This window comes from Streptomyces changchenzhani (assembly GCF_039766235.1).
Taxonomy (GTDB): Bacteria; Actinomycetota; Actinomycetes; order Streptomycetales; family Streptomycetaceae; genus Streptomyces.
The window spans coordinates 174,485-195,108 of sequence record NZ_JBDHNH010000002.1 but is presented as its reverse complement, the minus strand read 5'-3'; the positions used below and the strand labels follow the sequence as shown (position 1 = coordinate 195,108).

The window sequence follows — 20,624 nt, the reverse complement described above, 5'->3', positions numbered from 1 at the left end:
CGGTGTGCACGCCCGAGGACGCGTTGGTGCCACCCTCCGAGCCACCACCACACTCCGCAACCGGATGGCTACCAAACGTGTCAGGAAGTGGTAGGGGACGGTGTGTCGGCCCGGCGGGCTAGGGTTCTCGCGCAGAAACGAGCACGGCTTCAATGAGCACGGCTTCAACGAGCACGGCTTCCATGGGCGCGGCCTCAATGAGCGCGGCCGTGGCGAGCACAGCTGTCGGCAGGGGTGGACATGGAATTTCCGGCGCAGGCGCATCCGCATCCGCACGGAGGCGGCGGATGGCCAGGCAACGAACTCGAAGAGGTGCTGGCCGCCTCGGTCGGCAACCCGGCGGCGGGCGCCCGGCTCGTCGAGGTGCTGGGCCGCAGCCAGATCTGGGTGCCGCTGCCGGCCGGCGGTGGGCCCCAGAGCCGTGACCTCGACCTGCCCACGACGGAGATTGGCGGCGCCCCGTACGTCCCTGTCTTCAGCTCCGAGCAGCAGCTCCGCCAGTCCGCGGGGCCCCACATGCCCTTCACCGTCGCGCCCGCGCGGGAGTTCGCGCGCGGCCTCCCGCCGCAGCTCGGCATCGTGGTGAACCCGGACGGCGCGGTCGGCATGCCGCTGCCGCCGCCCGCCGTCGCCGAGCTCTGCCGGGCCGGCGGCTCCCCGCTGGACGGACCGGCGAGCGGCGGCCGGGTGCGGCTCTTCGAGCCGGACTGGCAGCAGGAGCCGGTCGACTTCCTGGCCGCGGCGGCGGGTGAGTTCGAGGAGAGCGGCGTGGTGGTCACCGCCCGCCGCGCGCTCGCCAGCATCGAGGGCGACCAACCGACGCTCTTCATCGGCGTACAGCTCTCGTCGTGGGAGGGCGCCGAACGCAACGCCCCGATGGACGCGCTGGGGCGGGCGCTCGGCCGGGTCCATCTGCCCTGGGCGGTCAACCTCGTCCTGCTGGACGTCGCACAGGATCCGGTCGGCGACTGGATGCTGGAGAAGGTGCGGCCCTTCTACGTGCGCGAGCACCGGCAGGAGCATTGAGCGCGCCCGGCCCGCGCGTCCGCCTCCCGCGTCAAGTCGGTGTCAGGGCGGCCGTTTAAGCTGGTTTGATGGCCCCGCCACACGGGGGCGGTTGGCCGAACGGTGGATCGAAGAGGGGCGGGACCCAGGGTGAGCGCGTCAGGCACTGCGGCGGCCGGGCAGGTCGAGCACATGCTGCGCCAGGTGACGCCCGGGAGGTACGACGCGTACGAGGCGCTGCTGCGCGTCCTCGCGGACGGCCAGGTCTGGATGCTGCTCTGGCACGGACAGGCCGGCTCACCCGACGCGCAGTACGGAAACATGGAGGTCGAAGGCCTCGGCTACGCGCCGTGCGTGACCTCCGCCCAGGAGCTCGCCGCCAGCGGCTGGAGCCGGGCGTACGACGTCGTCACGGGGCATGACATCGCCCGGGTGCTCTTCCCCGACCGCTGGGGGATCTGGCTGAATCCGCATGCCCCGGGCGGCGGTGTCGGCATCCCGTGGCTCGATCTGCGGCGCATCGCGAGCGGCCTTGAGCGAATGCCGGCCGGGCCGCTGCGGCTGTCCGAGCCGGCCATCGAGATCCCGCAGTTCTACGCGCAGCTCACGCAGAACGCCCACCGCACGCCCGCGGTCCGCTCACTGCGTCGCGGCTGGGTGCAGCCCGCGCTCGGTGCGCCGTATCTGGCCATCGGGCTCGATCTCTACGACACGAGCCAGCAGTCGGTCGACGCGGTGCGCACGATGATGCAGCAGTCGATCGGTGTGGTCCCCGAGGGGCTGCCCGTCTCCACCGTCGCGATGTCCGACGACTACGACCCGGTCGCCATGTGGCTGCGCGCCAACACCCGCCCGTTCTACGACCGTGAGGCACACGCCCCGCTCTCGCCGCAGGCCCCCGCTTCGGGCTACGGCTACCCCGCTCCGCGCGCCTACTGACAGCGCAATGCAGCAGCACATGACGGCTGTTGGCTGCGATGTCCGATCTGGTGGTAAAGGCCGGTTCTGATCCGCTCAGCCGATCGGCGCGTCCGCATAACGGAAAGTCACAGGCAGCATCACGGTTGCGCATCCATTGTCCGTCAGGTCTGGCGGGTGATCGCGAAGGCGTTAAAGACTCCCGGCAATGAAAGCAGTCGGTCCTTGTGTGGGATGCGTGCCCAATTGGCAACGTGCCCCCCGCAGGATCACCTGAAACGCCCGCACCACCTGCGCAATCTGCACCTGTGATGTGAACCAAGCCGCTACAGCGGCCGGTTAGGGCTGGTCACCGCCGGCCGAGAGGGGTCCCCGACACGATGACGGCACCATTGCCCGACACGACTGCGAAGACGGATGCGGTCGCTACCGTCGATGCCGCGACCGATGTCACGACCAAATCGGTCGAAGGGCGTTCACTGCGCCAGATCGCCTGGAATCGGCTCAAGCGCGACAAGCTGGCGCTGGCCGGCGGAGTCGTCGTTGTCTTCCTGGTCCTGGTCGCGATCTTCGCTCCGCTGATCGTCGACGTCTTCGGGCACCCGCCGGAGCAGTTCCACCAGGATGAGATCGACCCGCTGTTCGGCACCCCCAAGGAGGCCTTCGGCGGCATGAGTTCCGAGTTCCTCCTCGGCGTCGAGCCCGGCAACGGCCGCGACGTGTTCAGCCGGGTGGTCTACGGAGCCCGCATCTCGCTGCTCGTGGCGTTCCTCGCGGCCCTGGTGGCCGTGCTGCTCGGCACCGTGTTCGGCATCATCGCCGGCTACTTCGGCGGCTGGGTCGACATGGTCATTAGCCGCGTGATGGACATGCTGCTGGCGTTCCCGCAGCTGCTCTTCATCATTTCGCTGGTCTCGGTGCTCCCGAACGATCTGCTCGGGCTGACCGGCAGCGGGGTGCGCATCGCCATCCTGATCTCGGTGATCGGCTTCTTCGGCTGGCCCTATGTGGGACGCATCGTGCGAGGCCAGACACTGTCCTTGCGCGAGAAGGAGTACATCGAGGCGGCGCGCAGCCTGGGCGCCGGACGGCGTTACGTGCTCTTCAAGGAGCTGCTCCCGAACCTGGTGGCGCCCATCACCGTCTACACGACGCTGATGATCCCCACGAACATCCTCACCGAGGCGGCGCTCAGCTTCCTCGGGGCCGGAGTCAAGCCGCCGACCTCGTCCTGGGGTCAGATGCTCGACAAGGCCGTGGATACGTACGAGACCGATCCGATGTTCATGATCATCCCCGGTGTCGCGATCTTCGTCACCGTGCTCGCCTTCAACCTCTTCGGTGATGGCGTCCGCGATGCGCTCGACCCCAAGGGGACCCGCTGACAACGTCGTCGGCGCCGTCCGCGGCGCCGGTCCGGCCGCACTCGACGGGCCGTACCCAACTGAACGTGCCCCTGTCACAACTGACAGGTGGCTCCCCGATGGTTCCCCGGCCCCAGGCCAAGGACCTCGCCAATCCGGAGGTTGCAGAAGCATGAAACCCCTACGTTCGTCGAAGAGCAGGCGTGTCGCCGGCGCGGCGGTTGTCGTTGCAGCCCTGATGTCCACCGCGGCGTGCGGTGGCGGCGGGTCCGACAGCGACAGCAGCGAGGGCGCGGGCTTCAACGCCGCGACCAAGAGTGTTGCGAACAAGTCCGCCAAGAAGGGCGGCACGCTGAAGTTCATCGGTAAGCAGGACTTCGACTCGACCGACCCGCAGCGCCAGTACTACGGCTTCGCCTGGGACTTCTCCCGGTACTACGCCCGTCAGCTGGTCAGCTACGCGCCCAAGCCGGGCGCCGCCGGCGCCGAGCTGGTTCCCGACCTCGCGACCGCCAACGGCAAGGTCTCCGAGGACGGCAAGCGGTACGAGTACACGCTGCGTGACGGCGTCACCTGGGAGGACGGCTCGCCGATCACCTCCAAGGACGTCAAGTACGGCATCGAGCGCATCTGGGCCAAGGACGTCATCTCCGGCGGCCCCGGTTACCTGCGACAGGCGCTGGACCCCAAGGACACCTACCCGGGTCCGTACAAGGACAAGTCCGCGGACAAGCTCGGCCTGAAGGCGATCGAGACGCCCGACGACAAGACGATCATCTTCAAACTCGCCGAGGCCAACGGTGACTTCGAGCAGATGCTCGCGATGCCGACCGGCTCCCCGGTGAAGCGGGAGAAGGACACCGGCGCCAAGTACCCGCTGAAGCCGTTCTCCTCGGGCCCGTACAAGTTCGAGTCGTACACGCCCAAGAAGGGCGCCGTCCTCGTCCGCAACCCCAAGTGGTCGAAGACCTCCGACCCGATCCGCGCCGCGCTGCCGGACAAGATCACGGTCACCATCAACACCAACATCGAGGCGATCGACAAGCTCCTCATCAAGGGCGAGTACGACGTCGACATGAACGCCACGGGCATGTCCCAGTCGGGCCGTACCGAGGCGCTCAAGCAGCACAAGGGCAACCTCGACAACATCGAGACCAGCTTCATCCGGTACGTCGACATCGCCACCAAGGTCGCGCCGTTCAACAACATCGACTGCCGCAAGGCGGTCCTGTACGCGGCCGACTACAAGTCGATGCAGGACGTCCGCGGCGGCCCGCAGGCCGGTGGCGAGATCGCCACGAACATGCTCCCCAAGTCCATCAAGGGCACGGACGACTACGACCCGTACGGCATCCTCGCCCGCAAGGGCAAGCCGGACGTGGCCAAGGCCAAGGACGCGCTGAAGAAGTGCGGCAAGCCCACCGGCTTCTCGACCGTGATCAGCGCCCGTAGCAACAACCCGGGCGAGGTCCAGGTCGCCGAGGCGCTCCAGGAGTCGCTGAAGGCCGTCGGCATCAAGGCCGAGGTCGACCCGATCGACGGCGCCGAGTCCGCCAGCATCACCGGTTCCCCCGCCGTCGTGAAGAAGCGCGGCTACGGCCTGGTCATGACCGGCTGGGGCCCCGACTTCCCGACCGGTCAGGGCTTCTCGCAGCCGCTGATCGATGGTCGCTTCATCGAGCCGAACGGCAACTACAACGTCTCCGAGACGAACGACCCGAAGATCAACAAGCTCTTCGACGACGCGCTCAAGGAGACCGACCCCGACGCGGCCGGTGAGATCTACAAGAAGATCAACCACGCCACCTCGGACATCGCGGCCCAGATGCCCTTCATCTACGAGAAGAACTTCACCTGGCGCAGCTCGCGGCTGACGAACGCCTACTCCACCGCGGCGTACAACGGCCGCTACGACTACGTCTCGCTCGGCGTCGTCAAGTAGCACCCAGCACAGACGAGTCACCCCCACCATCGCCCAACCCGCCAGTCCCGAAGGGCAGGTGATGGCCGCGGGCGGCGGCCCGGGACCCCCGTAATCCGGGGGCTTCCGGGCCGTCGCCGGGCCGCGCACAGTGCTTTCTTACGTCATCCGGCGCTTGTTCGCCGTCGCCATGATGCTGCTGGTCGTCACGCTGACGACCTTTGCCATCTTCTTCGTACTCCCGAAATGGGCCGGGTCCGACCCCGCGCTCCTGTTCGTCGGCAAGCAGTCGGACCCCGCCGCCATCGAGGGCATCCGGCAGAAGCTGGGGCTCGCCGATCCGGTCATGGTGCAGTTCTGGCACTTCGTCCAGGGACTGTTCGCCGGGCGGGAGTATGCCAACGGCCCGGATGTCACGCAGTGCCCCGCACCGTGCTTCGGCTACTCCTTCCGTACCGAGCAGGCCGTGTGGCCCCAGCTGACCGAAGCCATCCCGGTCACGCTCTCGCTCGCCGCGGGCGCGTGCCTCCTGTGGCTGGTCGGCGGTGTCTCCACCGGCGTGGTGTCCGCACTGCGCCGCGGCAGCCTGTGGGACCGCGCGGCCATGACCATCGCCCTGGCCGGCGTCTCGCTTCCCATCTACTTCACCGGTCTGCTCTCGCTGGCCATCTTCAGCTACCAACTGGACTGGGTCAGCGGTGAGTTCAAGTCGCTGAGCGATGATCCGGCCCAGTGGTTCCAGAGCCTGATCCTGCCTTGGATCACCCTCGCCTTCCTGTACGCGGCGATGTACGCCCGCCTCACGCGGGCCACCATGCTGGAGATCATGGGCGAGGACTACATCCGTACTGCCCGCGCCAAGGGCCTACGAGAACCGGTCGTCATCAGACGGCACGCGATGCGCTCCACCTGGACCCCGATCCTGACCCTCCTGGGCCTGGACCTGGGTGCGTTGCTCGGTGGCGCGATCCTCACCGAGACCACGTACAACCTGCCGGGACTCGGGCGGCTCGCGGTCGACGCGATCAGCCAGAAGGACCTGCCGGTGATCCTCGGAGTCACGCTGATCGCCGCGCTGTTCATCGTCCTGGCCAGCCTCGTCGTGGACCTTCTGTACGCCGTCATCGACCCGCGAGTGAGGCTCGGATGACCGATCTCAACAAGCCTGCCCCCACAGATCTCGCTGTGACGGGCACCGCGCTCGGCGAGCCCGCCGCGGTCGGCTCTCCCGCCCCCACCTCGTTCCTCGAAGTGCGGGACCTGAAGGTGCACTTCCCCACCGACGACGGTCTCGTCAAGTCGGTGGACGGCCTCTCGTTCCAGCTGGAGAAGGGCAAGACCCTCGGCATCGTGGGCGAGTCCGGCTCCGGCAAGTCGGTGACCTCGCTCGGCATCATGGGCCTGCACACGGTCGGCCAGTACGGCCGGCGCAAGGCGCAGATCTCCGGCGAGATCTGGCTGGACGGCAAGGAACTGCTCACCGCCGACCCGGACGACGTACGCAAGCTGCGCGGCCGGGAGCTCTCGATGATCTTCCAGGACCCGCTGTCGGCCCTGCACCCGTACTACACGATCGGTTACCAGATCGTGGAGGCGTACCGCATCCACAACAAGGTCGACAAGAAGGCCGCCAAGCGGCGCGCCATCGAAATGCTCGACCGGGTCGGCATTCCGCAGCCCGACAAGCGCTTCGACGGCTATCCGCACGAGTTCTCCGGCGGTATGCGCCAGCGCGCGATGATCGCGATGGCGCTGGTCAACAACCCCGAGCTGCTGATCGCCGACGAGCCGACGACCGCCCTGGACGTCACCGTCCAGGCGCAGATCCTGGACCTGATCCGGGATCTGCAGAAGGAGTTCGGCTCGGCGGTCATCATCATCACGCACGACCTGGGTGTCGTCGCCGAGCTGTCCGACGACATCCTGGTGATGTACGGCGGCCGGTGCGTGGAGCGCGGCCCGGCGGACAAGGTCTTCTACGAGCCCCAGCACCCGTATACCTGGGGGCTGTTGGGCTCAATGCCGCGTATTGACCGCGACCAGACCGAGCGGCTGATCCCGGTCAAGGGCTCGCCGCCCTCTTTGATCAACATCCCGTCCGGCTGCGCGTTTCACCCGCGCTGCCCGTATGCGGATGTGCCCAAGGGCGGGGTCACCCGTACCGAGCGGCCCGAGCTCACCGTGCTGCCCGGGCAGGAGGGCAAGCGGCACCACTCCGCGTGCCACATGTCAGCGGAGGACCGGACGCGGATCTGGACCGAAGAGATTGCGCCCAAGCTGTGAGTGAGATGAAGGATCCAGCGATGCCGAATCCGGAGAAGGCCACCTCATCGCCTGAGCCCCTGCTCAAGGTGAGCGGGCTGGTGAAGCACTTCCCCATCAAGAAGGGGCTTCTCCAGCGCCAGGTCGGCGCCGTCCAGGCCGTCGACGGACTCGACTTCGACGTACGCCCCGGGGAGACCCTGGGCATCGTCGGCGAGTCGGGCTGCGGCAAGTCGACGATGGGCCGGCTCATCACCCGGCTGCTCGAACCGACCAGCGGGAAGATCGAGTTCGAGGGCCAGGACATCACGCACCTGGGCACCGCGAAGATGCGGCCGCTGCGCCGCGACGTACAGATGATCTTCCAGGACCCGTACTCCTCGCTGAACCCGCGCCACACGGTGGGCACGATCATCAGCGCGCCGTTCAAGCTCCAGGGCATCGAGCCCACGGGCGGTGTGAGGAAGGAGGTGCAGGCCCTCCTGGACCGCGTCGGGCTCAACCCCGAGCACTACAACCGCTATCCGCACGAGTTCTCCGGCGGCCAGCGCCAGCGCATCGGCATCGCCCGCGCGCTCGCGCTCAAGCCCAAGCTCGTGGTGGCGGACGAGCCGGTCTCGGCGCTGGACGTGTCGATCCAGGCGCAGGTCGTGAACCTGCTGGACGACCTCCAGCAGGAGATGGGCCTGACGTACGTGATCATCGCGCACGATCTGTCGGTCATCCGGCACGTCTCGGACCGCATCGCGGTGATGTACCTCGGCAAGATCGTGGAGATCGCGGACCGCAAGGCGCTGTACGAGTCGCCGATGCACCCGTACTCCAAGGCGCTGCTGTCCGCCGTCCCGGTGCCCGACCCGCGCAGCAAGGGCAAGCGTGAGCGCATTCTGCTCACCGGCGATGTGCCCTCGCCGATCTCGCCGCCTTCGGGCTGCCGGTTCCACACCCGGTGCTGGAAGGCGACCGAGGTGTGCAAGACCACGGAGCCGCCGCTGGTGGCCCTGAAGGCCGGTCACCAGGTGGCCTGCCACCACCCGGAGAACGCGCCGGACCAGATGCCGGAGTCCACGATTCTGGAGACCGCGCGCGAGGCGGTCGTGCTGGTCGACGCGACGCCGGCGGCGACCGTGCACACGGAGGCCCCGGAGGGGGACGCCGAGGCTCCCGCCGCACCGGTCACCGAGGGCGACGCGACGCCGCCCGGGACCACGAAGGACATAGGCAAGGAGTAAAGGCGGCACACTGAGCCGGTGTTCCACGAATTCTTCACGCCCTCCGTCCAGCACGCCCTCGACATCGTCGGGATCTTCGTCTTCGCGATCTCCGGCGCGCTGCTCGCCGTACGCAAGAACTTTGACGTCTTCGGCATCGCGGTGCTCGCAGAGGTCACGGCGCTGGGCGGAGGGCTGTTCCGCGACCTGATCATCGGAGCCGTCCCGCCGGCGGCCTTCACCGATCTCGGGTACTTCATCACCCCGCTCATCGCGGCCGCCCTGGTCTTCTTCCTGCACCCCGAGGTGGAACGCATCCAGGGCTCCGTCAACGCCTTCGACGCGGCGGGGCTCGGGCTGTTCTGCGTCACGGGCACCACCAAGGCGTACGACTACGGGCTCGGCCTCACCGCGTCGGCCGCGCTGGGCCTGGCGACCGCCGTCGGTGGCGGCGTGCTGCGCGACGTACTCGCCAATGAGGTGCCCTCGCTGCTGCGCTGGGACCGTGACCTCTATGCCGTCCCCGCGATCGTCGGGGCCGCGATGGTCGTGGTGTGCATCCGCTTCGACATGCTCAACGCGGTGACCAGCGGTCTCGCCGTGATCACCGCCTTCGTTCTGCGGCTGCTCGCGCTGCACTACCGGTGGCGGGCCCCGCGCGCCTGGAACCGCTCATCGGCGAAGGCCGAGGAACAAGACAAAGCTACCGCTCAGTAGGGTCACGGTGTAGCCTGCGTTTCATGGCACAGGCATCCATCGGGGACAGCGAGTTCGACCGCGACACCGCCGTTTCCCCACGAGCACCGGGCGTCTACGACGCGGAGCTCTCCGCGGGCTGGACGATCATCCGGGCGGTCAACGGCGGCTACCTCCTCGCGCTGCTCGGCCGCGCGCTCCGCGATGCCCTGCCGCACCCCGACCCGTTCACGGTCTCGGCGCACTACCTCACACCGTCCGTGCCGGGCAAGGCGGTCATCCGTACCGAGGTCGTCCGCTCGGGGCGCACCCTCTCCACCGGGCAGGCCTCCCTCTTCCAGTACGGCGACGACGGCACCGAGGTCGAGAGGATCCGGGTGCTGGCCTCCTACGGCGACCTGGACGCCCTGCCCGACGACGTACGGACGACGGCCGAGCCGCCCCTCCTGCCGCCGTACGAGCAGTGCCTGGGCACCGGAGACGGCCCCGCCGTCATCCCCGGCAGCTCGGCGATCACCGAGCGGCTCGACATCAGGCTCGACCCGGCCACCATCGGCTGGGCGGTCGGCGCACCCTCGGGCCGGGGCGAGATGCGCGGCTGGTTCGGCCTCGCCGACGGCCGCGACGCCGATCCGCTCTCGCTGCTGCTCACCGTCGACGCCCTGCCGCCGACCTCCTTCGAGCTGGGCCTCCCGGGCTGGACGCCGACCGTCGAGCTCACCACCCACGTCCGCGGCCGGCCCGCGCCGGGCCCGCTGCGCGTCTCCATCACCACCCGCAACCTCGCGGGCGGCTTCCTGGAGGAGGACGCGGAGGTCTGGGACAGCGCGGACCGTCTCGTAGCCCAGTCACGGCAGTTGGCGCGGGCGCCGCGCGGCTGAGCGGGGCCGGTCGCGGGTCAGGAGTGCGCGGCCGCTCAACTTGAGTGGCGCCGCCCGGACAGACTTCCGTCCGGGCGGCGGCGCCTGGCCGCCTGAGCCGGATTTTCGCGGAGGATGGCGCCGTGAAATCAGACCGGATGCTCTCGATCCTGCTGCTGCTCCAGACCCGCGGTCTGGTCCCCGCCGCGGACCTTGCCGAGCGGCTCGAAGTGTCCGTACGCACCATCTACCGCGATGTCGAGTCGCTGTCCGCGTCGGGCGTCCCGGTGTACGCGGAGCGCGGGCGGCACGGCGGGATCGCGCTGCTGCCCGGATTCCGCACCGATGTGACGGGGCTGACCAGCAATGAGTCGCGGGCCCTGTTCGTGCTGGCCGCGCAGGGGGTGCACGCCGCGCTCGGGCTCGACGCCGCGCTCGGCTCCGCGATGCGCAAGGTGCTGGTCGCGCTGCCCGAACCGCATCGGCCCGCCGCCGAGTTGACGAGCCGGCGCATCCTGATCGACCCGGTGCGCTGGCTGAGCGGACCACAGCCCGCGGTCGACCTGGCCCAGCTGCACGCGGCGGTCTTCACGGACCGCCGGCTGCTGCTGCGCTACCGGCACAGCGGCGCGGACGAGGTGCGGACGTACACCGTCGATCCGTACGGGCTCGTGGTCAAGGCGGGCGTCTGGTACCTGGTCGCGGACCACGAATCGCTCCCCCGGCTCTTCCGCGCCGACCGCGTGCGCGAGGCCACGCTCACCGACGCGGCGGCCGAGCGGCGGGCCGGGTTGGAACTGGCCGACGTGTGGGAGGCGCTGCGGCGCCGGGTGGAGGAGCGCGCTGCCGGGGTACGGGTGCGGGGCCGGGTGCGGCTGTCCCGCCTGGAGCTCTTCGTACGGGTCCAGGCGGCGCACCTGGTGGCGGAGCCCGTGGTGGAGGCGGCGGGGGAGCGGGCGGGGGAGTGGGCGGGCGTCGAGCTGGCCTTCGGGTCGGTGCCGGAGGCGCGGGCGCTGCTGCTGGGCTTCGGGGCGAACGTGGAGGTGCTGTCCCCGCGCGAGCTGCGGGACGAGCTGGTGCGTGCGGCGGAGGCGGTCGTGGGGTTGTACGGGGGCGGGGGCGGGGGTGAGGGCGAGGGGGGTGATGGTGACGGCGTCACCGGCGGCTCCCGTGGCTTCGGTGACGGTGGTGAAGGTGGCTGGGGCGGTCCCGCCAATGACGGCGGCCCGGACTGGGGCTGGGGCTGGAGTGGTCCGGTCGGTGGTGGCCGGGGCTGAGCCCGTCGCGCCGAGCCCGTCGCGCCGAGTGCGCCGGTGGTGGCGTCAGTCCAGCCAGTGGCGGCGGCCGAGGCTGACCAGGCGCAGCTGGCGGCGGGCCAGGGAGGCGGCGGCCTCGATCTGTTCCTCGCCGCCCTCCTCCGCCTTCAGGAAGGCGGAGGCCGTCATCACCATGTGGTCGACGTACACATGCGCCAGCATCTGCAGATCGTCCTCGCTCCAGGCCGCGAAGCCGGGCGCCGCGGCCAGGGAGGCCGTCACCTCCCCCACGAAGAGCCGCAGTTGCTCCCCGATCGCCGCGCGCACCGGCTCGACCCCGCCGTGCCGTTCGCGGGCGACGAAACGGACATGGGCGGGGTGCGCGTGCACATGGCGGGCGATGAGGGCGACGGTGCTGTCGATGCGCTCCGCGCTGTCGCCGGTCGCGGCCAGGGTCGCGCGGATCATCCCGTGCAGGCTGCCCAGGGCCTCGTCGACCAGCGCGACGCCGAGGTCGGCGGTGTCCCGGAAGTGCCGGTAGAACGCGGTGGGGGCCACTCCGACGGCCCGGGTCACCTCGCGCAGGCCGAGGCTGCTGAGGCTCTGGTGTTCCAGCAGGGCCAGCGCCGCGTCCAGCAGGGACTGACGGGTCTTCTGCTTCTGGGCCTGGCGGGCGCCGACGATGTGACTCATGACATTCAGTAAACAACCGTTCTCTGGTTGTGGGAACTTGCCGAATCAATAGACTGGGGAGTCAGTGAACAGTCGTACTCCCGATTCTCCGATTCTGAGAGGCTCCCCATGGTCATCCTTGTGGTCGCGCTGCTTCTGCTGGGGGTCGCGCTGGGACCGGTGGCCCATGTCCCGCTCCCGGTGACCCTCGTCGCCGCCGCTGCCATCTGCGGCTGGCTGCTCGTGTTCGCCGCCCGTGAGCGTTACGGGCGCCAATCCACCCGAAGGAGCTGACCGCGCCATGCGGACCATGGAACTCACCGCGTCCACCGGCCGCCCCACCGCCGCCCGGGACTCCGACGGAATGGCCGTCGCCTCGTTCGTACTCGGCCTCGTCGGGCTTCTCGTAATGAACATCTTCCTGGGCCCCGCCGCCATTGCCCTGGCCGGCCTGGCCCTGTGGCGCGGCACCGAGCGGCGCGGACGCGCCCTGCTCGGCCTCGGTCTGGGCGTCGCCGACCTGGTCGTGCTCGCCGCCGTGATGTCCGCCGACGGCACCGTGTCGTGGAGCTTCGGCGGCTGAACGGACCCGGCGGCGACGGGCGGGGCGAAGTCCCGCGCCACGGGCTCGTAGAATCGAGCCCACCATGGCTTACCTCGACCACGCCGCGACCACCCCGATGCTTCCTGAGGCGGCTCTGGCGTTGACTGCCCAGCTCACCGTCACCGGCAACGCGTCGTCCCTGCACGCAGCCGGCCGCCGGGCGCGGCGCACCGCCGAAGAGGCCCGCGAGATGCTCGCGGAGGCCCTCGGCGCGCGCCCCAGCGAGGTGGTCTTCACCGCGGGCGGCACGGAGGCCGACAACCTCGCCGTCAAGGGCCTGTATTGGGCCCGGCGGGACGCCGACCCGCGCAGAGTGCGGGTACTGGCCAGCCCCGTCGAGCACCATGCCGTCCTGGACGCGGTGGACTGGCTCGGCGAGCACGAGGGCGCCACCGTCGAGTACCTCCCGGTCGACTCCCACGGGCGGGTGCACCCCGAAGCGCTGCGCGAGGCCATCGAGCGCGACCCCTCCGACGTCGCCCTGGCCACCGTCATGTGGGCCAACAACGAGATCGGCACCATCATGCCGGTGCGTGAACTGGCCGACGTGGCGCGCGAGTTCGACGTACCGCTGCACGCGGACGCGGTGCAGGCCCTCGGTCAGCTCCCGGTCGACTTCGCCGCCTCCGGACTCGCCGCGATGACCGTCTCCGGCCACAAGATCGGCGGCCCGTACGGCATCGGCGCGCTCCTCCTGGGCCGCGAGTACACCCCCGTCCCCGTCCTGCACGGCGGCGGCCAGGAGCGGCATGTGCGCTCCGGCACCCTCGACGTCCCCGCCATCGCCTCCTTCGCGGTGGCCGGCCGGCTGGCCACCGAGCGGCGTGAGCGGTTCGCCGACGAGATCGGCGGCCTGCGCGACGCCCTGGTCGACGCCGTGCGCGAGGCCGTCCCCGAGGCGATCCTCGGCGGCGACCCGGCCCCCGGCGGCCGCCTGCCCGCCAACGCCCACTTCACTTTCCCCGGCTGCGAGGGCGACTCGCTGCTCCTGCTCCTTGACGCCCAGGGCATCGAGTGCTCGACGGGCTCGGCCTGCACGGCCGGGGTCGCCCAGCCCAGCCATGTGCTGCTTGCCACCGGGACCGACCCCGACCTGGCCCGCGGCACCCTGCGCTTCTCGCTGGGGCACACCTCGACCGAGGCGGACGTGGCGGCGGTCGCGAAGGCGATCGGCCCGGCGGTGCAGCGGGCCCGCACGGCCGGGCTCGTCTGAGGGAGCCCGCCCGAGGGCGGCGGATCAGGCCTTCCCACTCCCTTTCGCGGCCTCGGCGCTCTCCCGCTTGGCCAGTTCACCGCGTACGAGCTTCATATAACGGTCCCAGTTCCAGTGCGGCCCCGGGTCGGTGTGGTCGGTGCCCGGCACCTCGACGTGCCCGATGATGTGCTCGCGGTCGGCCGGTATGCCGTAACGGACGCATATCCCGGCGGCCAGCTTCGCCGACGACCGGTACATCACGCCCGTGAGGGTCTCGGGCCGCGCGACATACGCCTCGTGCTCGATGCCCACACTGCGCTCGTTGTACGACCGGTTTCCCGCGTGGTACGCCACATCCAGCTCCCGGGCCATCTGCGCGATGTGCCCGTCCTTGGCCCGCACGACGTAGTGCGCGGCGGCCTGGTGGCCCGGATCGCGGAAGATCCGCAGGGCCGTGCCGTAACTTCCCTCAGTGGTATGGATCACGATCCGGTCGATGGTGAAGTCGTCCGGCCGGTCGGCCGTGCGCAGATTCCCCGAGGACGCGGCCACCCACTGGGCTCCCGTGTGGTCGACCGCTCCCGCTGTACGCGGCTTGCGGATGCCCGGAGCGCTCCACCACAGCCGGGACAGCTCGTCCCCGAACACCGCGGCCGTCCCACCCACGACGACCGCGCCACCCCCGATGAGCAAGGCGCGCCTGCTGATCTGTTCCATAAGCGGATAACGCCTACGGAGCTGTCCTTGGTTCCGTCTACCCTTGAGGAGCTATGACTGAGACCCCGCGCCCCCTCCGTGTCCTCGCCGCCATGTCCGGTGGAGTCGACTCCGCCGTCGCCGCCGCCCGAGCCGCCGACGCCGGGCACGACGTGACCGGCGTCCACCTCGCCCTGTCCGCCAACCCGCAGTCGTTCCGTACCGGCGCGCGCGGCTGCTGCACCATCGAGGACTCGCGCGATGCCCGCCGGGCCGCCGATGTCATCGGCATCCCCTTCTACGTCTGGGACCTCGCCGAGCGCTTCCGAGAGGACGTCGTCGACGACTTCGTAGCCGAGTACGAGGCGGGCCGCACGCCGAATCCCTGCCTGCGCTGCAACGAGAAGATCAAGTTCGCCGCGCTGCTCGACAAGGCGCTCGCGCTCGGTTTCGACGCGGTGGCCACCGGTCACTACGCGACGGTCGTCCTCAACGAGGACGGCACCCGCGAGATGCACCGTGCGAGCGACATGGCCAAGGACCAGAGTTACGTCCTCGGGGTCCTCGACGAGAGGCAGCTCGCGCACGCGATGTTCCCGCTCGGCGACACCCTCACCACCAAGGGCGAGATCCGCGCGGAGGCGGAGCGCCGGGGCCTGGCCGTCGCGAAGAAGCCCGACAGCCACGACATCTGCTTCATCGCCGACGGCGACACCCAGGGCTTCCTCGCCGGCCGCCTGGGCGGCACGGCCGAGGGCGACATCGTCGACGAGTCCGGCACGAAGATCGGCTCCCACGAGGGCGCCTTCGGCTTCACCATCGGCCAGCGCAAGGGCCTGCGCATCGGCCACCCCGCAGCCGACGGCAAGCCGCGCTATGTCCTGGACATCTCCCCGGTGAACAACACGGTGACGGTGGGCCCAGTGGAGGCCCTCGACGTCAGCGCCCTGACCGCCATCAAGCCCCGCTGGTGCGGGGTCGCCCCGGCCCACACCGGCCGCTACACGGCGCAGCTCCGGGCACACGGCGGCGAGACCCCGGTCACCGCGGAGCTGGTGGACGGCGAGCTCCGCGTCAGCTTCGACGAGCCGGTCCGCGGCGTCGCACCCGGCCAGGCGATCGTGCTGTACGACGGCACACGCGTGGTCGGCTCGGCAACGATCGCCACGACGAGCCGGACGGCGACGGCGTCCGCCTCCGTCTGAGCCCCCAGGGGGCGGCCGCCTCCGCCTGAACCTCCGGAGGCGGCCGTCTGATCCACCTGGGGTGGCCCTGCCTGAGCGGTCGTCATAGGCTGCCCTGCGGAGCGTCCGCGAGTGCTGTGCGTGTACGACGGGGTTTGCCTGCCCGTCCTGTCGGGAGGCCGAGGGTGCTGCTGCGTTTCCGGGTGGCCAATCACCGCTCGATCCGTGACGAGTGCGAGCTTTCGCTCATCACGGCGGCCCCGGCCGAGACCGAGGACAGCCCGGCCCGCGATACGGGCCTGCGTCACAAGGACCGGCCGGTCGTCGCGATGCCCGTCCTCGGCGTATTCGGAGCGAATGCCTCGGGCAAGACCAACCTGCTGAGCGCGCTGCGTGACATGCGCGCGGCGGTACGTACCTCCTTCGCCGACTGGGCGAAGAACCCGGAGGTACCGCGCCAGCCGTTCAAGCTCGACCCGGCAGCCGCCGAGGAGACCAGCCTCTTCGAGGTGGAACTGACCCTCGGCCGCACACCCGTCCGCTACCGGTACGGCTTCGAGCTCTCTCGAGAGCGCGTCGAGGCCGAGTGGCTGCATGCCTACCCGGACGGCGAGCGCGAGATCTGGTTCGACCGTGAGGCGGACCGCCCGGACGACGAGGGCGGGGAGTTCGTCTTCGAGGGAGACGGCTTCGGCGGGCAGCGCGCCCTACTGGTGGGAGCCACCCGCCCCAACGCGCTGTTTCTCTCCACGGGAGACGCTCAACGACCCTCAACTGTCCGCAGTCCACCGGTGGTTCCTCGACAACCTGTGGATGGTGACGCCGGGCGCCGACATCGCCGCCCGGACCACCTGGACCCAGGAACTCCTCACGGACCCGAAGACCAAGCGCGCCTACCAGAAGCGGATCATCGAACTGCTGGCCCTCGCCGACCTGGGCGTGACCGGCATCGACTTCGATCCGGCCTCCGGCGCCCTACGCCTCCAGCACCGCACCCCCAAGGGCGAGGACACGGCACTGGACTTCCTGACCGAGGAATCATTCGGCACGCACGCCTGGTTCGCCTTCCTCGGGCCGATGCTCACCGTGCTCGACAAGGGCGCGACGCTGCTCGTGGACGAACTGGACTCCAGCCTCCACCCGGCCCTCGCTGCCGAGGTCGTACGGCTCTTCCAGGACCCTCGGTCCAACCCACGCAACGCCCAGCTGATCTTCACCACGCATGACGCGACACTGCTGGGCAGCGCGGTTCTGGACCGGCCGCTCGGCCGCGACCAGGTGTGGATCGCGGCGAAGGCAAGTCCGGCGAGACCGAGATCTACCCTCTTCTGGCGGCGCACCCGGCCGAGGACGAGGACCTGGAGCGCGGCTATCTGCGCGGCCGGTACGGCGGGGTGCCGCGCGTTACTGCGGGCGAGGTCGCCCGCGCACTGTCCTGGCAGGATACGAGGGCACGCGTGTGATCCGGCTCGGCGACCATCGCCACGACGAGCCGGGCGGCGACGGCGGCCGCCATCGGCTGATTTGTGAGGGCTGGAATGCCCTCACGGATCAGCCGCATTGTTCGTACATCGAGGCTGCCTACCAGGCGCGGGTGCCGCCGGCCTCGGGATGCTGAAGAGGGCGCCGTACCTCGTCAGTGATGAGCTCAGAGTGGCTGCGGATCTCCCCTGTAAGGTCGAACCGTGGCAAATCTCGCGCTGTTCGGCGCCGACCCGCAGACTCTCCCCGATCTGTCGGCCGAGGCCGTCGAGCACGGTGAGGTCTTCACCCGGCGCTGGGTGGTCGATCTCATTCTTGATCTGCTCGGTTACACGTCCGACAAGGATCTCTCCGCGCTGAAGATCGTGGAACCGGCGTGCGGCGCGGGCGCATTTCTCGGTGTGATCGCCTCGCGAATCAGCGACTCCTGTCGCGCTCACGGCCGGCCGGTCACTGACGCCATTGGCGCGGTACGAGCCTTCGACCTGCTGGGACGTAGCGTCGAGCTGAGCCGCGACTTGGTCGAGCAGCGACTCCTCTCCGACGGGTGGACACCGGGGGATGCCAGGAAAGTGGCGGCCGGCTGGGTGGAGCAGGGGGACTACCTGCTCCAGGGAGACTCGGAGCTCCGCGCTGACTTTGTTGTAGGCAATCCTCCGTACATCAGGCTTGAGGATGTGCCTGATGAGCGAATGGTCGCCTACCGCGACACCTGCTCCACGATGGGCGGCCGGGCTGACATCTACATCGGCTTCTACGAGGTGGCACTGAGGAGCCTCCGGCCCGGTGGGCAGCTCGGCTTCATCTGCGCCGACCGCTGGATGCGGAATCAATACGGCAGAAAGCTGCGGCAACTGGTGACGCGGCACTTCAGCATGGACCTGACACTGGTCATGCACGATGTGGACGCCTTCCAGGATCAGGTGGCGGCCTACCCCGCAATCACGATCATTTCAAGCAAGAAGCAAGGGCCCGCAGTCGCTGCCGACACCACCAGGGTCTTCGGGGAGTCCCAGGCTCGCGCATTCTTCTCCTGGTGCATGAGCGGTGATAGTAAGCCGATCGTCACTGGAGCATTCCAGGCGGCCAGATTGCCTCATTGGTTTCCCGGGGAGGATTCCTGGCCGGCCGCCTCGCCGGCCAGGCTCGCGATACTCGAAGATCTTAGCGAGCGTTTTCGCCTGTTGGAGGATGCGACGACCGGCACTCGAGTCGGCATCGGCATCGCCACCGGAGCCGACAAGGTCTTCATCACTCATGACCAGGACCTTGTCGAGAAGGACCGGCTTCTGGCCATGGCAATGGTCCGGGACACCACCAGCGGCAGCCTCCACTGGAACGGCGCCTACTTGGTCAACCCGTGGAACGATCGGGGTGGATTGGTCGACCTTGGTAATTACCCACGGCTCTCGGCCTACCTTCACCAGAACGGCGACGTCCTGTGCAAGAGGTATGTAGCCGTCAAACAGCCGGAGCGCTGGTACAAAACCATCGACAAGGTCGACCATCGACTCACGAGCAGGACGAAACTCCTGTTCCCGGACATGAAGCTGACGATCCATCCGGTGCTTGACGAGGGGGCGTTGTACCCTCACCACAACCTGTACTTCATCGTCTCGGACGTCTGGGACATGCGTGTACTCGGTGGTCTGCTGCTGTCCAAGGTCGCGCAGGCATTCGTAGAGGCGTACGCGGTAAAGATGCGCGGGGGGACGCTTCGCTTCCAAGCGCAGTACCTCCGCAAGATCCGTGTGCCTGATCCGGAAGCCATCGGCGAAGAGGATCGAGCCGCTCTGGCAGATGCCTTCGACCGACGGGACGTCAAGGCGGCCACCGATGCGGCACTGCGTGTCTATGGGCTGGCCGGGCTTCCTGACTAGGAGAACGTAACTTGACGGTCAGCCGCCAAGACTTCGAGGACGCCATGGCTGCGTACTGGGGCGTCAAGCAGACGCAGACGACCCAGTCGAAGATCATGGGCGCGGTAGGCGCTGGAACCGCGGGAGCGGTACGAGGCGGCAAGCACTTTGATGTCATCGCCGATCTGCTCGCGAAGTCCTTTGAGGACGCCGGGTACCCCTGGCAGTACGAGCTCGGCTTCCCCTGTGACCCGCGCTCCCCACGCATCGCCCGAACCACTGTCCGTACCGTCCTTGACGCCCACCACCTCAATGAACTCGGCTACCGGGCCGAGCTGTTGGTCTCCGAGCTCGTCACCAACTCCGTACAGCACACCAAGGGTCCCGCAGCCGTACGCCTCCACTGGCTGCACCCCGTCCTCCGGGGCAGCGTCTGGGACATGAGCCCCGACCTGCCCAGGCCCGTCCGCCCCGCCGCGTCGATCTACGACGAAGCCGGGAGGGGGCTCGCCATCCTCGACCTCGTCGCCGACCGGTGGGGCGGGTGCGCCATAGGTGACGGGCCGTACGGGCCGGGCGGCAAGACCATCTGGTTCGAGCTCGCCCTCGCCGCCGCGCCGCCCCCGCTCACTCCGTGAAGAACTCCCGCAGCACCGGCGCCAGCACCTGCGGCGCCACGTCGTGGACCTGGCCCGTGAGCGTGCGGTGCCGGCCGCGGCGCACCGACTTTGCCACCGTCCGCGCCGCCTCCCGCATCGCCTGCGGGCTCGCCCCGCCGTCGACGACCAGGACCGGCGGCCCTACGGACCCCAGCCGCTCCACCGGCACCGCGCCGTCGCCCATGACCGCGTCGTCGTGGGCGAGGGTGTGCGCCACCGCCACCAACTCCGGCCACATCGGCGCCTTGCGCACCTGCGCCAGCACCTCGCGGTCCATACCCACCAGCGTCATGAACAGCTCGACCGCGCCCTCGCGGTCGCCCGCCGAGAGCAGTGCGGCCAGCCGCTGCGAGTACCGAGCCTTGGCGGCCCGGTCCTGGTCGTCGACGACGGTGAAGGGCGGCTCGTACAGGGCGAGTTTGCCCATCGGCACCCCGCTCGCCGCCGCCTCCAGGGCCAGGGCTGCGCCCGACGACATGCCGTACACCGAGACGGGTGTGCGCTCCTCGTCGACGAGGGCCGCGAGATCCTCCAATTCACGCGCGACCGCGTAGGGGGCTGTGTCGCCACTCGCCCCGCGGCCCCGCCGGTCGTAGGTGATCACAGAGAAGTGCGGCGCGAGCAACGCCGCCAATGGTGTATCCGAGGAACCGGTGCTGAAGGTACCGCCCACCAGGACCAACGGCGCCCCTTCGCCCCTGCGCTCGAAGGCGATGGGGGTGCCGTCACGCGAAATCACTCTGCTCATGACGATGGAGACCGGGCGGCGCGCGGGAACTC

Annotated in this window: 20 protein-coding genes and 1 pseudogene; 18 read left to right on the top strand and 3 right to left on the bottom strand. The window is 69.4% G+C overall.

Going from position 1 to position 20,624, the window contains the following annotated elements:
* The first annotated feature begins 240 nt into the window (after window positions 1–240).
* From ABCR94_RS09110 to ABCR94_RS09065, 10 genes are all read left to right on the top strand, one after another.
* On the top strand, window positions 241–1,026 hold the full coding sequence (locus ABCR94_RS09110; protein ID WP_347118689.1) for an enhanced serine sensitivity protein SseB: 786 nt from the start codon (window positions 241–243) through the stop codon (window positions 1,024–1,026).
* A gap of 129 nt (window positions 1,027–1,155) precedes the next feature.
* Window positions 1,156–1,944 carry an enhanced serine sensitivity protein SseB C-terminal domain-containing protein gene (locus ABCR94_RS09105; RefSeq protein WP_347118688.1) on the top strand — a complete coding sequence of 263 codons (789 nt, stop codon included), beginning with the start codon at window positions 1,156–1,158 and terminating at the stop codon, window positions 1,942–1,944.
* A 359-nt stretch (window positions 1,945–2,303) separates the two neighbouring features.
* Window positions 2,304–3,308, top strand: coding sequence for an ABC transporter permease (locus ABCR94_RS09100; protein ID WP_347118687.1), 1,005 nt, complete (start codon window positions 2,304–2,306; stop codon window positions 3,306–3,308).
* 151 nt (window positions 3,309–3,459) lie between these two features.
* The gene (locus ABCR94_RS09095) at window positions 3,460–5,229 is read left to right on the top strand and encodes an ABC transporter substrate-binding protein (protein WP_347118686.1); all 1,770 of its coding nucleotides are present in this window, start codon (window positions 3,460–3,462) and stop codon (window positions 5,227–5,229) included.
* Window positions 5,230–5,359: 130 nt separating this feature from the next.
* Entirely contained in the window at window positions 5,360–6,358 is a 999-nt protein-coding gene (locus tag ABCR94_RS09090; RefSeq protein ID WP_347118685.1) for an ABC transporter permease, read from the top strand.
* On the top strand, window positions 6,355–7,491 hold the full coding sequence (locus ABCR94_RS09085) for an ABC transporter ATP-binding protein (RefSeq protein ID WP_347118684.1): 1,137 nt from the start codon (window positions 6,355–6,357) through the stop codon (window positions 7,489–7,491). Before ABCR94_RS09090 ends, ABCR94_RS09085 begins: the two co-directional genes overlap by 4 nt.
* Before the next feature lie 20 nt (window positions 7,492–7,511).
* Window positions 7,512–8,702, top strand: coding sequence for an ABC transporter ATP-binding protein (locus ABCR94_RS09080; RefSeq protein WP_347118682.1), 1,191 nt, complete (start codon window positions 7,512–7,514; stop codon window positions 8,700–8,702).
* 18 nt (window positions 8,703–8,720) lie between these two features.
* A complete protein-coding gene (locus ABCR94_RS09075; protein ID WP_347118680.1) occupies window positions 8,721–9,398 on the top strand; it encodes a trimeric intracellular cation channel family protein in 678 nt (225 codons plus the stop codon).
* 23 nt (window positions 9,399–9,421) lie between these two features.
* Complete coding sequence (locus tag ABCR94_RS09070; RefSeq protein ID WP_347118679.1) at window positions 9,422–10,258, top strand: thioesterase family protein; 837 nt, start codon at window positions 9,422–9,424, stop codon at window positions 10,256–10,258.
* Window positions 10,259–10,380: 122 nt separating this feature from the next.
* Complete coding sequence (locus ABCR94_RS09065; RefSeq protein ID WP_347118678.1) at window positions 10,381–11,514, top strand: helix-turn-helix transcriptional regulator; 1,134 nt, start codon at window positions 10,381–10,383, stop codon at window positions 11,512–11,514.
* A gap of 45 nt (window positions 11,515–11,559) precedes the next feature.
* Here ABCR94_RS09065 and ABCR94_RS09060 read toward each other — a convergent pair whose 3' ends face one another.
* On the bottom strand, window positions 11,560–12,186 hold the full coding sequence (locus tag ABCR94_RS09060; RefSeq protein WP_347118677.1) for a TetR family transcriptional regulator: 627 nt from the start codon (window positions 12,184–12,186) through the stop codon (window positions 11,560–11,562).
* Between the two features lie 108 nt (window positions 12,187–12,294).
* On the opposite strand from ABCR94_RS09060, the gene ABCR94_RS09055 reads away from it, so the two are divergent.
* From ABCR94_RS09055 to ABCR94_RS09045, 3 genes are all read left to right on the top strand, one after another.
* On the top strand, window positions 12,295–12,459 hold the full coding sequence (locus tag ABCR94_RS09055; protein ID WP_347118676.1) for a hypothetical protein: 165 nt from the start codon (window positions 12,295–12,297) through the stop codon (window positions 12,457–12,459).
* Between the two features lie 16 nt (window positions 12,460–12,475).
* Complete coding sequence (locus ABCR94_RS09050) at window positions 12,476–12,748, top strand: DUF4190 domain-containing protein (protein WP_347119125.1); 273 nt, start codon at window positions 12,476–12,478, stop codon at window positions 12,746–12,748.
* A gap of 64 nt (window positions 12,749–12,812) precedes the next feature.
* Window positions 12,813–13,982 (top strand): cysteine desulfurase family protein, encoded by a 1,170-nt coding sequence (locus ABCR94_RS09045; RefSeq protein WP_347118675.1) that lies wholly within the window; start codon window positions 12,813–12,815, stop codon window positions 13,980–13,982.
* 24 nt (window positions 13,983–14,006) lie between these two features.
* Here ABCR94_RS09045 and ABCR94_RS09040 read toward each other — a convergent pair whose 3' ends face one another.
* Window positions 14,007–14,681 (bottom strand): N-acetylmuramoyl-L-alanine amidase, encoded by a 675-nt coding sequence (locus ABCR94_RS09040; protein ID WP_347118673.1) that lies wholly within the window; start codon window positions 14,679–14,681, stop codon window positions 14,007–14,009.
* Window positions 14,682–14,734: 53 nt separating this feature from the next.
* Between ABCR94_RS09040 and mnmA the strand changes: the two genes are divergently transcribed.
* From mnmA to ABCR94_RS09015, 5 genes and pseudogenes are all read left to right on the top strand, one after another.
* Window positions 14,735–15,865, top strand: a complete 1,131-nt coding sequence (gene mnmA / locus ABCR94_RS09035) for a tRNA 2-thiouridine(34) synthase MnmA (protein WP_347118672.1) — start codon at window positions 14,735–14,737, stop codon at window positions 15,863–15,865.
* A gap of 308 nt (window positions 15,866–16,173) precedes the next feature.
* Window positions 16,174–16,500, top strand: a pseudogene (locus ABCR94_RS09030) (AAA family ATPase); the annotation flags it as partial.
* 157 nt (window positions 16,501–16,657) lie between these two features.
* The gene (locus ABCR94_RS09025; protein ID WP_347118671.1) at window positions 16,658–17,374 is read left to right on the top strand and encodes an AAA family ATPase; all 717 of its coding nucleotides are present in this window, start codon (window positions 16,658–16,660) and stop codon (window positions 17,372–17,374) included.
* A gap of 155 nt (window positions 17,375–17,529) precedes the next feature.
* On the top strand, window positions 17,530–19,206 hold the full coding sequence (locus ABCR94_RS09020; RefSeq protein WP_347118669.1) for an Eco57I restriction-modification methylase domain-containing protein: 1,677 nt from the start codon (window positions 17,530–17,532) through the stop codon (window positions 19,204–19,206).
* Window positions 19,207–19,217: 11 nt separating this feature from the next.
* A complete protein-coding gene (locus ABCR94_RS09015; RefSeq protein ID WP_347118667.1) occupies window positions 19,218–19,823 on the top strand; it encodes an ATP-binding protein in 606 nt (201 codons plus the stop codon).
* Here ABCR94_RS09015 and ABCR94_RS09010 read toward each other — a convergent pair.
* Window positions 19,813–20,592: an alpha/beta fold hydrolase gene (locus tag ABCR94_RS09010; protein WP_347118666.1), complete on the bottom strand. Its 780-nt coding sequence runs from the start codon at window positions 20,590–20,592 to the stop codon at window positions 19,813–19,815. The two genes, ABCR94_RS09015 and ABCR94_RS09010, sit on opposite strands and share 11 nt — an antisense overlap.
* Window positions 20,593–20,624 lie beyond the last annotated feature (32 nt).

What these genes read in the sequence shown, in the direction of transcription:
- ABCR94_RS09060 (WP_347118677.1), bottom strand. Translation starts at nt 12,186, where the DNA reads ATGAGTCACATCGTCGGCGCCCGCCAGGCCCAGAAGCAGAAGACCCGT.
- ABCR94_RS09095 (WP_347118686.1), top strand. Translation starts at nt 3,460, where the DNA reads ATGAAACCCCTACGTTCGTCGAAGAGCAGGCGTGTCGCCGGCGCGGCG.
- ABCR94_RS09055 (WP_347118676.1), top strand. Translation starts at nt 12,295, where the DNA reads ATGGTCATCCTTGTGGTCGCGCTGCTTCTGCTGGGGGTCGCGCTGGGA.
- ABCR94_RS09110 (WP_347118689.1), top strand. Translation starts at nt 241, where the DNA reads ATGGAATTTCCGGCGCAGGCGCATCCGCATCCGCACGGAGGCGGCGGA.
- ABCR94_RS09100 (WP_347118687.1), top strand. Translation starts at nt 2,304, where the DNA reads ATGACGGCACCATTGCCCGACACGACTGCGAAGACGGATGCGGTCGCT.
- ABCR94_RS09050 (WP_347119125.1), top strand. Translation starts at nt 12,476, where the DNA reads ATGGAACTCACCGCGTCCACCGGCCGCCCCACCGCCGCCCGGGACTCC.
- ABCR94_RS09010 (WP_347118666.1), bottom strand. Translation starts at nt 20,592, where the DNA reads ATGAGCAGAGTGATTTCGCGTGACGGCACCCCCATCGCCTTCGAGCGC.
- ABCR94_RS09025 (WP_347118671.1), top strand. Translation starts at nt 16,658, where the DNA reads ATGGTGACGCCGGGCGCCGACATCGCCGCCCGGACCACCTGGACCCAG.
- ABCR94_RS09080 (WP_347118682.1), top strand. Translation starts at nt 7,512, where the DNA reads ATGCCGAATCCGGAGAAGGCCACCTCATCGCCTGAGCCCCTGCTCAAG.
- ABCR94_RS09040 (WP_347118673.1), bottom strand. Translation starts at nt 14,681, where the DNA reads ATGGAACAGATCAGCAGGCGCGCCTTGCTCATCGGGGGTGGCGCGGTC.
- mnmA (WP_347118672.1), top strand. Translation starts at nt 14,735, where the DNA reads ATGACTGAGACCCCGCGCCCCCTCCGTGTCCTCGCCGCCATGTCCGGT.
- ABCR94_RS09085 (WP_347118684.1), top strand. Translation starts at nt 6,355, where the DNA reads ATGACCGATCTCAACAAGCCTGCCCCCACAGATCTCGCTGTGACGGGC.
- ABCR94_RS09045 (WP_347118675.1), top strand. Translation starts at nt 12,813, where the DNA reads ATGGCTTACCTCGACCACGCCGCGACCACCCCGATGCTTCCTGAGGCG.
- ABCR94_RS09070 (WP_347118679.1), top strand. Translation starts at nt 9,422, where the DNA reads ATGGCACAGGCATCCATCGGGGACAGCGAGTTCGACCGCGACACCGCC.